Below are 14,531 nucleotides of genomic sequence, written 5' to 3' on the forward strand. Positions count from 1 at the left end.
GGTTGACCGCTGGCGGACTTAAGGTCATGTCGGAGATGCGGCGCATCGGCGCCGATCGCTTACGCGAAATCGCCCGGAGGGCCGCGCGCGAAATAGGCGCTAAATGCCAGAGATTCGAGCCGAGCAGCATCGCCGGGATGGCGTGGCTGCCACGGCGTGGCCAGATAGCCGAGAGAGGGGAGGGAGGCGAGTATCGCCGGTCCGATATCGTGCCAGGTCGCTTTCGGCGTTACCAGGCGGTCGGCAACGACGATGCCGCGCACCGGATCCCGCAGGGACAGGTAGAGCGGTTGGCTATCCTTGCCGGAAGAAAGAGCATCTGCATCGGCGCGCGCGGCCAGATTGATGCCGCCACCGAGCGCCAGTCCGATATAGGCGAAGAACGCGACGAACAGCGAGGCGATCACGCGCGCGCCTGCGCGGTGTGTCCTGTCGTCTTTATCTTCGCTGTCGGCAATGCCGAATTCGAGTGGGCTCAACAGTCAGAAATGCCTTTGTTCCTTTGCCGGCGCGAACACCGGCGGTTCAGTCATGATATCAGGACGCCTGGCGTCTTCCCACTGCATAATTCCTTAAATCGGCATCGCTTTAAGGAATTATGCAACAGATTAAAAGCGCTACAGCGACCTTTGTGGGTCACATGTGACGCACGGCGCTTTAGCGCGGCCTGTCATGATGCACTTGCGCGAGCCGGTCAACAGTCCGGGCTCGGTTTCTTAATTTCCCGCTGCTCCCGTTCCGGCGGCTGCTGACGGTTTGGGTGCCAGGCAGGATGCCGAAACGCGATAGGCATGAAGCGTTTTGCCTTTCATCTCGCCATAGGGCGGCGACCAGCTCTTGATGAGGTCCACCTGGCTCCCCGCGCATTCGAAGGGGCCGTTGTCGATATACAGCACCGGCCCGGTCACGTCGGCCGGCAAAGAGAAATTCTGCTCGTAATAATTATTGGGAAAGCCGCCGAAATTGCGGGCATAGATCCGGAAAGGCTTACCCTTCAACGTATAATAAAGATCGGCGAGGATATCGCGATCCTCGGCGACGATGACCGGTGTCTTCGCGTCCGTCGCTATGTCGGCGATTTCCCGGCTGATGACGGCGCGTCCGACATAGCGCTTCATGATGAGATCGCCATTCGGCAGCTTGATGTCATAGGCAAAGACGGTCAGCACCGGGATCACGAAGGCGACGACGGCGCCGACGATCAGCGAGGTGCTCAGCCCCTTTTTCGTCAGGCGATAGAGCAACCAGACGGCGAGAATGGTGCCGGCGGCATAGGCCGAGACGGCCCAATTGGCATAGGCCTTAGCGAGGAGGGCCTGCAGCGTGATCAGCGCCACGACAGGCACCGATAGCCAGAACAGCAGCTTTTCCCGATCGTCGCTCCGCCCGCGGATCAATCGCCACGTCGTCCACAAAAGCGCATAGAAGACGACCGGGCCGATCACGCCGAACTGGGCGCCGAAGAAGCTGAGCCCGTTGAGTATGTGCTTCAGCAGACTGTTGCTGCCACCGTCTTTGCTCCATTGGGCAATATTTTCTGTGTGCTTTATGGTCGCTGCATCATGGGCGAAGTTCCACCAGAGATTGGGTGAAACGACGATGGCGCCGACGATGGCGGCAATCACAACATCCCGCCAGGCGATGCGCGCCGAACGCATCGTCAGCATGGCAATGCCGACACCGGGCAGAAGGAAAAGCACCGAATATTTCGTTAGGAAGGCGAAACCGAGACTGGCGCCGAGGATGACAGCTTCCAGCACCGAGGAACGCCTGGTCAGGCCGATAAAAGCCCATATGGCGATCGTCACGAACAGGATCTGGATCGTGTCGGTCGATACCAGCACGGCGGAAAGCGAGGCGGCTGGCAGCGTGATGAAGATGACGCCGACCCAGGGTGCAATCTCGCGTCCTTCCTCGCTCCCGATCAGCCGCCGCGTCGTGCGCATCAGCATCAGTGCGGTGGCGAGATGGAAGAGCGGCGCCGATATGCGGATCCAGAAGGTCGAATCCGAGCCGGAGATCACATTGAAGAAGCGGATGACCCAGGCGATCATCGGCGGTTTGGAGTAGTAGCCGAAATCGAGATTCTGGCCCCAGAACCAATATTGCGCCTCGTCGACGAAGAGGTCGGTCCTGTTGACCAGCAGCATGAGGACGCGCCAGAGCGTCACTCCGAAGATGATTGCGAGAGCCACCTGCAGAGAGAGTTTCTGTGCAGTCGTGCGGGAATGGGTCGTGTCGAGCATTAATGGATGGGTCTCGGTGCCTGATCGTGAGGCTTAATACGGAACTATTGAGACCAAAGCTAGCTCCCTGCCATCTGTAAGACGGCAGCGGTCGCCGTCGCAACCACGAATGCCGTATTTCGATTATGGATCTGAGACGCCGTGACAGCTTTATCTAAAGGACGCGCGAAGCGGCTTTACCGCGTGTCCCCTCTATGCGGCACAGAAGCATGAAGGCCGCAAGCGTCAGGCTGGCCATCAGCGAGGCGGTCAAACCAAGAACAATCATTGCTCTCTCCGTATCGACATCGAAGCTGTCTATCCCTTGAACAGTAAGATACGAAGCTTGCTCGTGACTTGCGATCCCAGTTTTTACCGGTCGATAAAGTATATCTGAAAGTAATGCCTAATTTAGGAGGGAATGGCGCAGAATACGCCTTCTTCCGTCATTAACCTTCGGGCAAGGAATTAACCATAAATATTGAGCTTGAACGTCGGAATGGGAAAATTGTGACTCGTTCTCACCAGGCATGAAGCCGCCCCGTCGTACCGGGTCCGATCCGGTATCCATGTCATCAAACAGGTCCGCAACAGACTTTGATGAACGAGCGAGCTTCGGTGCCTCGATCAGCTGATCGACGGCGACGGCTGCCTTTTCTCGCCTCCTCATTGCGCCTGGCGCGGATCATCAGCGGTTTCGCCGGCGCTTGAATGCGCGGCAGTTCGGCAGGGACGATTTTGGCGCAGGATTCGCCGTCAGATCAGGCAGGTAAGGCGCAGGCTGGCAGCCTTCGCGACCGCTTGCGTTTTGCTGGTCTCGATGCCGGGCAATGTGAAATCTTGCGCCGCCACCGGCCGATGCTCGAGACGCATCTGAAAGCAGGCCTGCGCGATCTCTTCCACCGCTTCCAGACCTTTCCGGATGCTTCCCGCAATTTTTCCAGTGAAAACCAGCTCGAGCGCCTTCAGGATCTGCAGTCCTCGCATTGGGATGTGCTGACGGATGCACGCTTCGACAGTCTTTATGCCGAGCGCGTGAAGGTTCTGTCCGACAGCGAAAGCAAGATGGGTCTCGACCCGCGCTGGCATGTCGCGGGTCATGGCGTGATGCTGGAGCATCTTCTTTCCGGCCTTCTCGAAGACATGGGCAGCCGTGCCATCCTGCCTGGAGCCAAGCGCCGCGCCCGTGAACTGAGCGAACTCGTGACATCAGTCGTGCGGCTCGTGATGGTCGATGTCGAGATTGCCGTATCGCTTCGCTTCAACGAATTGCGGGTCGGCCACCAGCGGGCGCTGGCCGAACAGCGGACTGCCGATCGCGCCGAGGCTGCGGCCTTCCTCGCTGAGCTTGCCAACGGTCTTGCCGATCGCGATCTGACGACCCGGCTGCCGATGGATTGTCCCGAAGCCTATGCCGAGGTCGCGGACGCCTTGAATGCGGCGCTGGAGGACATTCAGCAGCAGTTTTCGGCTCTGTCCGGCGGCGTCCAGGCGGCGGAGGCGGCAAGCGGTGCCATTTCCCATGCCTCGAAATCCCTCGCGGAAACATCGTCCGAACAGTCGCGTGCGCTCGCGGTCTCGGCGCGGCAGCTCGCCGAACTCGCCGAACAGGTGCGCGGCAATGCCGCCAATACGCGTTCGGCTGAGCGTGTCGCGGTATCGACGCGCGCGGCGGCAGAAGACAGCGGCCGGATCGTCGGTCAGGCGATATCGGCGATGTCGGATATCGAGACCTCGGCCGAAAAGATCGGTCAGATCATCGGCGTCATCGATGAGATTGCCTTCCAGACCAATCTTCTTGCGCTGAATGCCGGCATCGAAGCCGCCCGCGCCGGCGACAGCGGCCGCGGCTTTGCCGTCGTCGCGCAGGAAGTTCGCGCGCTCGCCCAGCGTTCCGCCGATGCCGCACGCGAGATCAAGGTTCTGGTGACGGGCACCAAAGCCCAGGTGGATGCGGGCGTCCAGATGGTTGGTCGCACCCAGGATGCGATCGGCAGCATCGTCCGTCAGGTGAGCGATATCAACGAGGCGATCTCCGGGATTGCTGCGGCCAGCGACGAGCAGGTCGTGGGACTCAAGGCGCTGACATCAGATATTGGCGGCTATAGCGAGCGCGCGGCGGCTGCCGGGAGCGAGGCGAGCCGCTCCGAGGAAGGCGCCGATCACCTGCATAGCGTCGTCGTCGAGCTCGGCCGGACCATTCGCGAGTTCCGCATCGAGCGCGAGCGGCGCCAGGCAACGCCTGCCGTGCCGGTGAAAACCGCTCAGCAACGCCAGCTCTCCGCCCGCGATGAATTCAACATCGGGCGGGACGAAGAAGAGATGGCCGATTTCGGCTTCCCGCTTCGCAGGACCGCAATGGGAGGCACACGCAATGCCTATTGATCTTTCAGTTTCATGCACATGCGGGCCGGGCGGCCCGATTTCAAACAACGGGGAATGAAGCGATGCCGAGCAAGAAAGGCGAAAAGACAATCAGTCTGGCCGCGGTGCTGGACCTCAACGAGGCCTCCGCCCTTCGCGGCACGCTGATGGGAATGCGCGGCAGCAATGTCGCGATCGATGCGTCCGGCGTCGAAAGGATCGGGGCCTTGTGCGTTCAGGTCATCATGGCCGCCGCCAAGACGTGGGATGAGGACAAGCTCTCCTTCACCTTCTCCAAGGTGTCGGATGCATTTCAAAAAACAATGCAGGTGATCGGGGTGGATATCTCCCATCTGCTTGCCAAGGAGATCCGGCAATGAAGAAAAAAGTGCTGACCGTGGATGATTCACGGACCATTCGAAACATGCTTCTCGTCACCCTCAACAATGCGGGTTTCGAGACCATTCAGGCCGAAGACGGCGTCGAAGGCCTGGAAATTCTGGAAGAAGCCAATCCCGATGTCATCGTTACCGACATCAACATGCCGCGCCTTGACGGTTTCGGCTTCATCGAGGGCGTTCGCCGCAACGACAGATACCGTGCCGTTCCGATCCTCGTGCTGACGACCGAAAGCGATGCGGAGAAGAAGAACCGTGCCCGCCAGGCCGGCGCGACCGGCTGGATCGTCAAGCCGTTCGACCCCGCCAAGCTGATCGATGCCATCGAGCGCGTAACCGCCTAAACAGGATCCACCCCTCATGGATATGAACGAAATCAAAGAGATTTTCTTCCAGGAGTGCGAAGAGCAGCTCGCCGAACTGGAATCCGGTCTCCTGAAAATGAATGACGGCGACCGCGATCCGGAAACCGTCAATGCCGTGTTCCGCGCCGTTCATTCCATCAAGGGTGGGGCAGGTGCCTTCGGTCTCGACGACCTGGTCGCATTCGCCCACGTCTTCGAGACCACGCTTGATTGCGTTCGATCCAACAAGCTGGAGCCGACCCAGGATGTCCTGAAGGTCATGCTCAAGGCCGCAGACGTCCTGGCGGATCTCACCAATGCCGCGCGTGACGGCGGGAGTGTCGATCAGGCTCGCAGCCGCGGCCTGGTCAAGGAACTGGAAGCGCTGGCAAATGGCGATCTGCCCTCACCGTCTGCGGCAGCAGTCGTCGTCGAGGCCGCTCCCAAGGCTGCGGCGCCGGCTCCGACCGATGATAGCGGTTTCCAGCCGATCCCCTTCAGCTTCGATGACGATTTCGGCAGCGACGAGCCGGCCGGCGACGGCGTGCCGGAGTATGAGGTCGATTTCAGGCCGCGCTCGGATCTCTACGCCAAGGGCAACGACGCGACGCTGCTGTTGCGCGACCTCGCGCGGCTCGGCGAAATGAATATCTTCTGCGACATGGATGCGCTGCCGGGTCTCATCGACCTTGATCCCGAAGGTGCCTATTTCAAATGGGCGATCTCGATCAAGACGGACAAGGGCGAAGACGCCATTCGCACTGTTTTCGAATTTGCCGAATGGGATTGCGATCTCGATATCAGGCAGGTCGAAAGTGGTGCCTGCGCCTCGGCCAGCGACGAATTGCCGATGGTGCCTGTCCCCTTCGACCTCTCCGCTCTCGATGATGACGGTGCCGCGCCCGCTGCCGAACACGTCGAGCCGGCAGCGGCTCCGAAGAATGATGCTGCTGCCGCCGTTGCCGCCGCGGAAATCGCAAGCAACGTCACGCAGCTGGCCTCCGCTGCCGCGCGCGTCGAAAAGAAGGAAGCCGCCCTTGCCGCTGCTGCCGCTTCGAATGCGGCGGCCGCACAGAATAGCGCAGCCGCTGCCGCCGCCGGACAAACCATCCGTGTCGATCTCGACCGTGTCGACCGCCTCATCAACCTTGTCGGCGAGCTTGTCATCAATCAGGCGATGCTCTCCCAGAGCGTCATCGAGAACGACAACAACGGCGCGTCCTCCATCAACATGGGTCTCGAAGAGCTGCAGCAGCTCACCCGCGAGATCCAGGACAGCGTCATGGCGATCCGCGCGCAGCCGGTGAAGCCCGTCTTCCAGCGCATGTCGCGCATCGTTCGCGAAATCGCCGACATGACCGGCAAGTCGATCCGCCTGATCACCGAGGGCGAGAACACCGAAGTCGACAAGACCGTCATCGACAAGCTGGCCGAACCGCTGACGCACATGATCCGCAATGCCGTCGACCACGGCGTCGAAACGCCGGAAAAGCGCGCTGCTCTCGGCAAGAATCCGGAAGGCACCGTTCGCCTGACGGCAAAGCATCGCTCCGGCCGCATCCTGATCGAGCTTGCCGACGATGGTGCCGGCATCAACCGCGAAAAGGTGCGCCAGAAGGCCATCGACAACGACTTGATCGCGGCGGATGCCAATCTTTCGGATGAGGAAGTCGATAACCTGATCTTCCTGCCGGGCTTCTCGACCGCCGACAAGATTTCCGACATCTCCGGCCGTGGTGTCGGCATGGACGTGGTCAAGCGCTCGATTCAGGCGCTCGGCGGCCGCATCAACATCAGCTCCAAGCCGGGGCAGGGTTCCGTCTTCACCATGAGCCTGCCGCTGACGCTCGCCGTCCTCGACGGCATGGTGGTGACGGTTGCCGGCCAGACGCTCGTCGTGCCGCTGACGGCGATCGTCGAAACGCTGCAGCCGGAGGCTTCCGCCATCCATTCATTCGGCGCCAACCACCGCCTGATCTCGATCCGCAACAGCTTCTGCCCGCTGGTCGATGTCGGCCGTATCCTGAACTTCCGCGCCACGCAGGCCAATCCGGTCGAAGGTGTTGCGCTGCTGGTGGAATCGGAAGGCGGCGGGCAGCGGGCCCTCATGGTCGATGCCATCCAGGGCCAGCGCCAGGTCGTCATCAAGAGCCTCGAGGCCAACTACACGCATGTGCCGGGCATCGCGGCCGCGACCATCCTCGGCGATGGCCGCGTGGCCCTGATCCTTGATGTCGATGCCGTGGTCGGCGCTTCGCGCGGCCAATCGCTGAAGCCTGAAATGTCTTATGCAGCGGTGGGGTGAGTTCATGTCCTATGCCGTCAAGAACCTGACCCAGGGAGCCCGCGAACTGATCGCCTTCCGCATCGGCGACCAGGAGTTCTGCGTCGATATCATGTCGGTCCGCGAAATTCGTGGCTGGACGCCCGCAACGGCCATGCCGCATGCGCCGGGCTATATGCTAGGGGTCATCAATCTGCGTGGCGCGGTCCTGCCGATCATCGATCTCTCCTGCCGGCTCGGCATGAAGCGCGCGGAGCCGACGGCACGGCATGTCATCATCGTCGCGCAGGTCAAGCGCAAGGTGGTCGGTCTTCTCGTCGATGCGGTGTCGGACATCCTGACCATCACCGACGACAGCATCCAGCCGACACCGGAAGTCTCCTCCGATCACGAGCGGCAGTTTGCGCGCGGCATCGTGGCGATCGATCGCCGCATGATCTGCCTGATCGAGCTGGAAGCCCTGTTCCCTGAAAGCGAAAGCGAGGCTGCATGAGCGCGATGGGAGCCATGGATTTCAAGGCGTCTCCGGACGAGGTGCTGGCGAGCGGCGAATATCCGCTGACACGGCGCGACCTGATGGAGATCGCCGCCATGATCTATGCGGATGCCGGCATTTCGCTCAACGAGAGCAAGGCGTCGCTGGTCTATTCGCGGCTGTCGAAGCATATCCGCGCGCTGGGCCTCTCCGGTTTCCGCGACTACTGTCAGCTGGTTTCCTCCCCGGCAGGAAGTGCCGCGCGCCGTGAGATGCTGTCGCATCTGACGACCAATTTCACACGCTTCTTCCGCGAAAACCATCATTTCGATCATCTGCGCGACGAAGTTCTGCCGGGCCTCCTGGCGCGCGCCAAGGCCGGTGGCCGGGTGCGCATCTGGTCGGCCGCCTGTTCCGACGGGCAGGAGCCCTATTCCATCGCGCTGACCGTGCTTGCCTTGATGCCGAATGTTGCGGACTTCGATTTCAAGATCCTTGCGACGGATATCGATCCGAAGATCCTCGGGCTTGCCCGCGCCGGCGCCTATGATGAAACGGCGCTCGAAACGATCTCGCCCGCCATGCGCAAGCAATGGTTTCAGGAGGTCAATCTCCAGGGCAGGCGCAAATTCCAGATCGACGACCGCGTCAAGCGGCTGATCACCTTCAACGAGCTGAACCTGCTGGCGCAATGGCCCTTCAAGGGCATGTTCGACGTCATCTTCTGCCGCAACGTCGTCATTTATTTCGACGAACCGACGCAGATGAAGATCTGGTCTCGCTTTGCCGGCCAGCTGCATGACAACGGCCACCTTTATATCGGCCATTCCGAGCGGGTCTCTGGCGAGGCGAAGCACGTCTTCGACAATATCGGCATCACGACCTATCGCTATCTCGGCAAGAACGCGGGGAGGAAACCATGAACGCAGCAGCCCGTGTTCTCGTGGTCGACGATTCCCCGACCATGCGCGGCCTGATCGCGGCCGTATTGCGCGCTGATCCGGACGTCGACGTCGTCGGCCAGGCCGGTGACGCGCTCGAGGCGCGCGCCGCCATCAAGGCTCTCAATCCCGATGTCGTCACGCTGGACATCGAGATGCCGAACATGAACGGCCTCGAATTCCTGGAAAAGATCATGACGCTGAGGCCCATGCCCGTCATCATGGTTTCCACGATGACGCACCGCGGTGCCGATGCGACGCTTGCAGCCCTCGAGATCGGCGCGTTCGACTGTGTCGGAAAGCCGTCGCCGGGCGAACCGCATCCTTTCGGCGACCTTGCGGATAAGGTGAAGGCGGCCGCCCGTTCCCAGCGGCAATATGTGAAGCCCGCCGCCCAACGTGTGCCGCCGCCGGCCGTTTCGGATTTCCGCGTGGGACGCAAGATCGTCGCCATCGGCTCCTCCACCGGCGGTGTCGAGGCGCTGATCAATGTCCTGCAGAAATTCCCGGCCAACTGCCCGCCGACTGTCATCACGCAGCATATGCCGCCGACCTTCACGCGCAGCTTCGCGGAACGGCTGAACCGGCTCTGCGCGCCGGTCGTCCAGGAGGCGACCGATGGAGCAAGGCTGGAAATCGGCAAGATCTATCTGGCGCCGGGCGGCGAAAGGCATCTGCGGGTTGCCAATGCCTCGGCGCCTCATTGCCGTCTGGTGGACGGCGGGCCGGTGAACGGTCATCGGCCTTCGGTCGACGTACTCTTTGATTCGGTTGCCGAATTGGCAGGCCGCAATGCCGTCGGCGTGATCCTGACCGGGATGGGGCGTGACGGCGCCGCCGGTCTCCTCAAGATGCGCCACGCCGGTGCGCGCACCATCGGCCAGAACGAAAAGACCTGTGTGGTCTACGGCATGCCGAGGGTCGCGCACGAGCTCGGCGCCGTCGAACAGCAGTTTCCGCTGAACGCCATTGGCGAGGAAATTTTGAAAATAACAGCCGCCCGAAAGGAAGGGAGCGAATAATGTCTCTAGCGGAGAAAATCAAAGTTCTGATCGTCGACGATCAGGTCACCAGCCGTCTGTTGCTGAGCGATGCTCTGACGCAGCTCGGCTTCAAGCAGATCACCGCCGCCGGCGACGGCGAGCAGGGGATGAAGATCATGGAGCAACAGCCGCACCATCTCGTCATCTCCGATTTCAACATGCCGAAAATGGACGGGCTCGGTCTGCTGCAGGCAGTCCGGACAAACCCGACGACGAAGAAGGCGGCCTTCATCATCCTGACGGCGCAGGGTGACCGCGCGCTGGTCCAGAAGGCGGCGCAGCTCGGGGCCAACAACGTGCTCGCCAAACCCTTCACCATCGAAAAGATGAAAGCTGCCATCGAGGCTGTCTTCGGAGCACTGAAATGATCGTCGAGGGTGCTGCCCGTCGCGTGCATATTATTCAGGGCGAGTACAAGGTCATCAGCGATCCCGACGTAGTGCTGACGACCATCCTCGGCTCTTGCGTGGCGGCTTGCCTGCGCGATCCCATCGCCGGCGTCGGCGGGATGAACCATTTCCTCCTCCCGGGAATGGCCACCTCGCCGATGAGCGGCGGCGACGCGACGCGCTACGGCGTGCACCTGATGGAACTTCTGATCAACGGTCTCCTGAAGAAGGGAGCGCGACGCGACCGGCTGGAAGCAAAAGTCTTCGGCGGTGCCAAGACGATCGCCACTTTCTCCAATGTCGGCGAGCAGAATGCCGTTTTCGCCATGCAGTTCCTGAAAGACGAAGGCATACCGGTCGTCAGCTCCAGCACGGGCGGCGAGCATGGACGCAAGATCGAATATTGGCCGATCTCCGGAAGAGCCAGGCAATACCCGCTGACCGGTGCGGAGACGCAGAAGACCGTCGCGCTGGAACAGCGTCCGGTCGTGGCTCCCAAGCCGGTCGACAATACGATCGAATTTTTCTGATCAGCGAGGCTACCGCATGACCCCCTTCCAGCACATTGAAACGCCCGCCATCGAGGAGACGCTTCCCGCCATCCTCCTGCGGGTCGTTTCCGAATTGCATGACGTCGCCTATCTGATCGAGCGCATCGAACCGCAGCTGCTCGATATCAGCGGTGCCGATATAATGGCCTCGCCGGAAGCGATGAAGGTCGTTCAGGGCATCGACCTTGCCGTGCAGAAGACCCGCGGCATCGCCGAATTCATCGATACGATCGCCGGGACCATGCCCGAGGGCTGGACGGTCGATCTGGCAACGGCGTTGAGCCTGGTCAAGCTGACGGAGATGCAGAAGGCGCTTGGCGGCGGTGGATCTCATGCGCATTCCCAGCCCATGGCGAAGGCTGCCGGCGATTTCGATTTCTTCTGATCCGGCGGCCGGCAGTAGATACTGTTTTTCTTATATAATCCTCATCGTTTCTTCCTGACTTTTTCCTGTTTTTCCAGCCGGACGAAACGTTCGCACAAGTTTCGATTTCTATTTTCTCCGCAGGGTACAAAGCCATCAGGTCTTTGACGAATCGTGCGAGAACAGAATGAATCTGTTAAATCAATTAGTTCCCCTGCTCCGGAATATTCAGAATCTGGGGAGAACGCGGCTGATGATCCTTGGGGGCGTCGGTGCTGTCTCCATGCTGCTGATCCTTTTTGCCGCCCTTTACGTCAATAAGCCCGCGCAGGAGACGCTTTATGTCGGCCTGGATACGACCGATCTCAACCAGATCAGCATCGCTCTCGCAGAGGCAAAGATCAATTTTCAGGTCGGCTCCGACGGCACGAGCCTGACCGTTCCGGCCGGCATGACCGGCAAGGCCCGCGCGCTGCTCGCCGAACGCGGTCTGCCCAATAGCGGCAATGCCGGTTACGAACTGTTCGATAATGTCGGTTCGCTCGGCCTGACCTCCTTCATGCAGGAAGTCACCCGCGTGCGCGCACTCGAAGGTGAAATCGGCCGCACAATTACTTCCATCGCCGGCATCAGTGCCGCGCGCGTCCATATCGTCATGCAGGACGTCGGCAATTTCCGGAAGGCGGATCAGAAGCCGACGGCATCCGTCATGATCCGCGCCAGTGCGGAAGCGGCCCGCAAATCCGCATCGGCGATCCGTCACCTTGTCGCCTCCGCCGTTCCAGGCCTGGAGGTCGACGACGTCACGATCCTCGACTCGACGGGTCAGCTGCTCGCATCGGGCGATGACCCGAGCAATGGCGTTCTGAACCGCAATCTCGGCATCGTGCAGAATGTACAGAGCGAAGTCGAATCCAACATCAACAAGGCGCTCGCACCCTTCCTGGGCACGGACAACTTCCGCTCGAGCGTCACGGCGCAGCTCAACACCGACAGTCAGCAGGTGCAGGAAACCACCTACGATCCGGACTCGAAGGTCGAACGCTCGGTCCGCACGGTGAAGGAAGCCCAGAAGTCGCAGCAGAGCCAGCCCGACAGCGCTGCAACCGTGGAACAGAATATTCCGCAGGCGGCCCCGCAGTCCGGCGGCAACACGCCGACGTCGAACGATCAGTCGGACAAGCGCGAAGAGCAGACCAATTACGAGATCAACAGCAAGACCACGGCCACGACGCGTAACAGCTACAAGATCGAAAAGCTGTCCGTCGCAGTGGTGGTCAACAAGGGCCGCATCGCGCAGATGGTCGGCGAAGGCGCGGATCAGGCCAAGATCGATGCCTATATCGCCGAGATGCAGAAGATCGTCGCGACGGCCGCTGGCGTCGATACGAAGCGCGGCGACATCATCACCGTCAATGCGATGGATTTCCTCGACAACCAGCTGCTTGAGGAGGCGTCCTCCAGCTTCAGCATCACGGACATGCTGAGCCGCAACATGGCCGGCATCATCAATTCGCTGGCCTTTGTCGCCGTCGCCTTTCTGATCGTCTGGATGGGCTTCCGTCCGCTGATCCGCTCGCTCGGCGGCTCCGCAAACAGCACGGCACTTCCGGAAGCGGCCGGGCTGGAGCTGCCGGACTTCGCACCTGCCGTGGGCGGTCCTGGTGCCGCGCTGATGGACGGCTTCGGCTCGGACTTCGGCTTCGACAGCACCGACGATCTGCTGACGATGGGCGACGATGGCGGCACCTTCAACCGCCGCGTCAAGGAAGGGCCGGAACGCCGCCTGTCCCGCATGGTGGAAATCAGCGAGGAGCGTGCCGCAAAGATCCTCAGAAAATGGGCTGTCGACCAGGCGGCCTAAGCAAAGGACCGGGATACGCTCCCGGTCCTTTTTCGTTACGGGAAGGCTGGCACGTCAAGCTTGCCGATATTTGTCATTTCAACTGTGATCAATTAGCCGCTGCCAAGTAAATTGACGTTCTCGTAAGCTGGAATTTCCCGGGATATCCGGTTGCTGGGTAAAAAGAATCGACATACAAATAGTATGCCTTTTGCGTAATAGCCGTGTATTCGGAGCCAATCGGTCCTCGTTTCCGCGTTTCGCATGTTTAAAGCGTCTGCAGATTCCGGAGCGCGGAAAATCAGTTCATGGTTCGTAGATCGTGGTGGCGACGGTATAGGCCGGCACGATTGCCGACGTGGAATTCAAGGATGGGTACGCTCATCTACCCGCTTCCGCCGGGATGTGTTTGTGTCGCGGTAGAGAAGACCCAGTTTTGATGCCTTGCGGAAAATCCATCGATTTCCTGGGGCGATGTGCCGGGTTCTGGCGAAACAATGCTCTCGTTGACGGCCATCGCCCAACAGCGGCAGGAAATGCAAGTATGGACATGCAGATATCGCAGGTGAGCAGAAGCGATAGGGATGCGCGATCAGTCGTGCCTGCCGGTTCCATGTCGCGCGAGCAGCTCATTCTGCAGCTGAATGCCGTTTCGGGCCAGGGCTATCTGCAAGCCGGCCTGCAGGCATTGACCAGCTACGCCGGCGCTTCCCATTATCTCCTCGTACGCTCCGATCTTATCCAGGAAAGTGGTCTCGATTTCGTCATTTCCTCTGATTGGCCCTTCGATCTCGTCAGACGCCTGGCGGTGGAACTGACCGGCAGTTATGGCCGCATCGGCGAGCTGGAAAAATGCATGTCGCTGTTTCAGCCGAGCGTGGCTCTCTTGCCTGATGATGTCACCCTGCCTGACGGAATTGGTCGGCAATATCATGTCCTGAGCTTCAATGTCGGGCGCACGCGTTTCTCGCTGCTGCTGCTGGCAGGTGAATCGATGATGCTTTCATCGGAGCGGCTGCGCGACGTCGGCCTGCTGTCCGGCTATCTCGCGAGCTCAACCCGATGCGTCGAAGGCAAGCTGGAGCGCGATTTCGACCTGACCGAGCGTGAGCTGGAATGCCTGTTCTGGATCGCCGAGGGCAAGACGAGCGACGAGATTGCCATGATTCTCGGAATCTCACGCAATACCATCAACAACTATATCACCAGCGTCATGCGCAAGACCGCCACCAAGACCCGCTCGGAGGCTATAGCCTTCGCGGTGCGAAACAATCTCGTTTAAGGGCTTACCGGATGCGCTATCAGCCAGA

14 protein-coding genes are annotated in these 14,531 nt (G+C 60.6%); 12 read left to right on the forward strand and 2 right to left on the reverse strand.

Features of this window, described 5'->3' with window-relative positions; genetic code table 11:
* Positions 1-59 precede the first annotated feature (59 nt).
* On the reverse strand, positions 60-479 hold the full coding sequence (locus FHT84_RS12570) for a hypothetical protein (protein ID WP_183762678.1): 420 nt from the start codon (positions 477-479) through the stop codon (positions 60-62).
* A gap of 237 nt (positions 480-716) precedes the next feature.
* Positions 717-2,246 carry a glycosyltransferase family 39 protein gene (locus tag FHT84_RS12575; RefSeq protein ID WP_183762681.1) on the reverse strand — a complete coding sequence of 510 codons (1,530 nt, stop codon included), beginning with the start codon at positions 2,244-2,246 and terminating at the stop codon, positions 717-719.
* A gap of 717 nt (positions 2,247-2,963) precedes the next feature.
* Between FHT84_RS12575 and FHT84_RS12580 the strand changes: the two genes are divergently transcribed.
* The 12 genes from FHT84_RS12580 (at position 2,964) to FHT84_RS12635 (ending at position 14,503) form a co-directional block, all read left to right on the forward strand.
* Positions 2,964-4,610, forward strand: a complete 1,647-nt coding sequence (locus FHT84_RS12580) for a globin-coupled sensor protein (RefSeq protein ID WP_183762769.1) — start codon at positions 2,964-2,966, stop codon at positions 4,608-4,610.
* Positions 4,611-4,672: 62 nt separating this feature from the next.
* Positions 4,673-4,969: an STAS domain-containing protein gene (locus tag FHT84_RS12585; RefSeq protein ID WP_112343794.1), complete on the forward strand. Its 297-nt coding sequence runs from the start codon at positions 4,673-4,675 to the stop codon at positions 4,967-4,969.
* Positions 4,966-5,331 carry a chemotaxis response regulator CheY1 gene (cheY1, locus tag FHT84_RS12590; RefSeq protein ID WP_004128526.1) on the forward strand — a complete coding sequence of 122 codons (366 nt, stop codon included), beginning with the start codon at positions 4,966-4,968 and terminating at the stop codon, positions 5,329-5,331. Before FHT84_RS12585 ends, cheY1 begins: the two co-directional genes overlap by 4 nt.
* 16 nt (positions 5,332-5,347) lie before the next feature.
* Positions 5,348-7,636, forward strand: a complete 2,289-nt coding sequence (locus FHT84_RS12595) for a chemotaxis protein CheA (RefSeq protein ID WP_183762684.1) — start codon at positions 5,348-5,350, stop codon at positions 7,634-7,636.
* A 4-nt stretch (positions 7,637-7,640) separates the two neighbouring features.
* Entirely contained in the window at positions 7,641-8,108 is a 468-nt protein-coding gene (locus FHT84_RS12600) for a chemotaxis protein CheW (protein ID WP_112343796.1), read from the forward strand.
* The gene (cheR, locus tag FHT84_RS12605; protein WP_183762687.1) at positions 8,105-9,013 is read left to right on the forward strand and encodes a protein-glutamate O-methyltransferase CheR; all 909 of its coding nucleotides are present in this window, start codon (positions 8,105-8,107) and stop codon (positions 9,011-9,013) included. Before FHT84_RS12600 ends, cheR begins: the two co-directional genes overlap by 4 nt.
* Positions 9,010-10,053 (forward strand): protein-glutamate O-methylesterase CheB, encoded by a 1,044-nt coding sequence (gene cheB / locus FHT84_RS12610; RefSeq protein ID WP_183762689.1) that lies wholly within the window; start codon positions 9,010-9,012, stop codon positions 10,051-10,053. Before cheR ends, cheB begins: the two co-directional genes overlap by 4 nt.
* Positions 10,053-10,442 carry a response regulator gene (locus FHT84_RS12615; RefSeq protein WP_004128537.1) on the forward strand — a complete coding sequence of 130 codons (390 nt, stop codon included), beginning with the start codon at positions 10,053-10,055 and terminating at the stop codon, positions 10,440-10,442. Before cheB ends, FHT84_RS12615 begins: the two co-directional genes overlap by 1 nt.
* A complete protein-coding gene (cheD, locus tag FHT84_RS12620) occupies positions 10,439-10,993 on the forward strand; it encodes a chemoreceptor glutamine deamidase CheD (RefSeq protein ID WP_112343799.1) in 555 nt (184 codons plus the stop codon). The genes FHT84_RS12615 and cheD overlap by 4 nt, the downstream gene beginning before the upstream one ends.
* A gap of 16 nt (positions 10,994-11,009) precedes the next feature.
* The gene (locus tag FHT84_RS12625; protein WP_112343800.1) at positions 11,010-11,399 is read left to right on the forward strand and encodes a hypothetical protein; all 390 of its coding nucleotides are present in this window, start codon (positions 11,010-11,012) and stop codon (positions 11,397-11,399) included.
* Between the two features lie 166 nt (positions 11,400-11,565).
* Complete coding sequence (fliF, locus tag FHT84_RS12630) at positions 11,566-13,242, forward strand: flagellar basal-body MS-ring/collar protein FliF (RefSeq protein ID WP_183762692.1); 1,677 nt, start codon at positions 11,566-11,568, stop codon at positions 13,240-13,242.
* A gap of 523 nt (positions 13,243-13,765) precedes the next feature.
* Positions 13,766-14,503 carry a helix-turn-helix transcriptional regulator gene (locus FHT84_RS12635; RefSeq protein WP_112343802.1) on the forward strand — a complete coding sequence of 246 codons (738 nt, stop codon included), beginning with the start codon at positions 13,766-13,768 and terminating at the stop codon, positions 14,501-14,503.
* Positions 14,504-14,531 lie beyond the last annotated feature (28 nt).

It is taken from the genome of Rhizobium sp. BK289 (assembly GCF_014193575.1).
GTDB lineage: Bacteria > Pseudomonadota > Alphaproteobacteria > Rhizobiales > Rhizobiaceae > Rhizobium > Rhizobium tropici_C.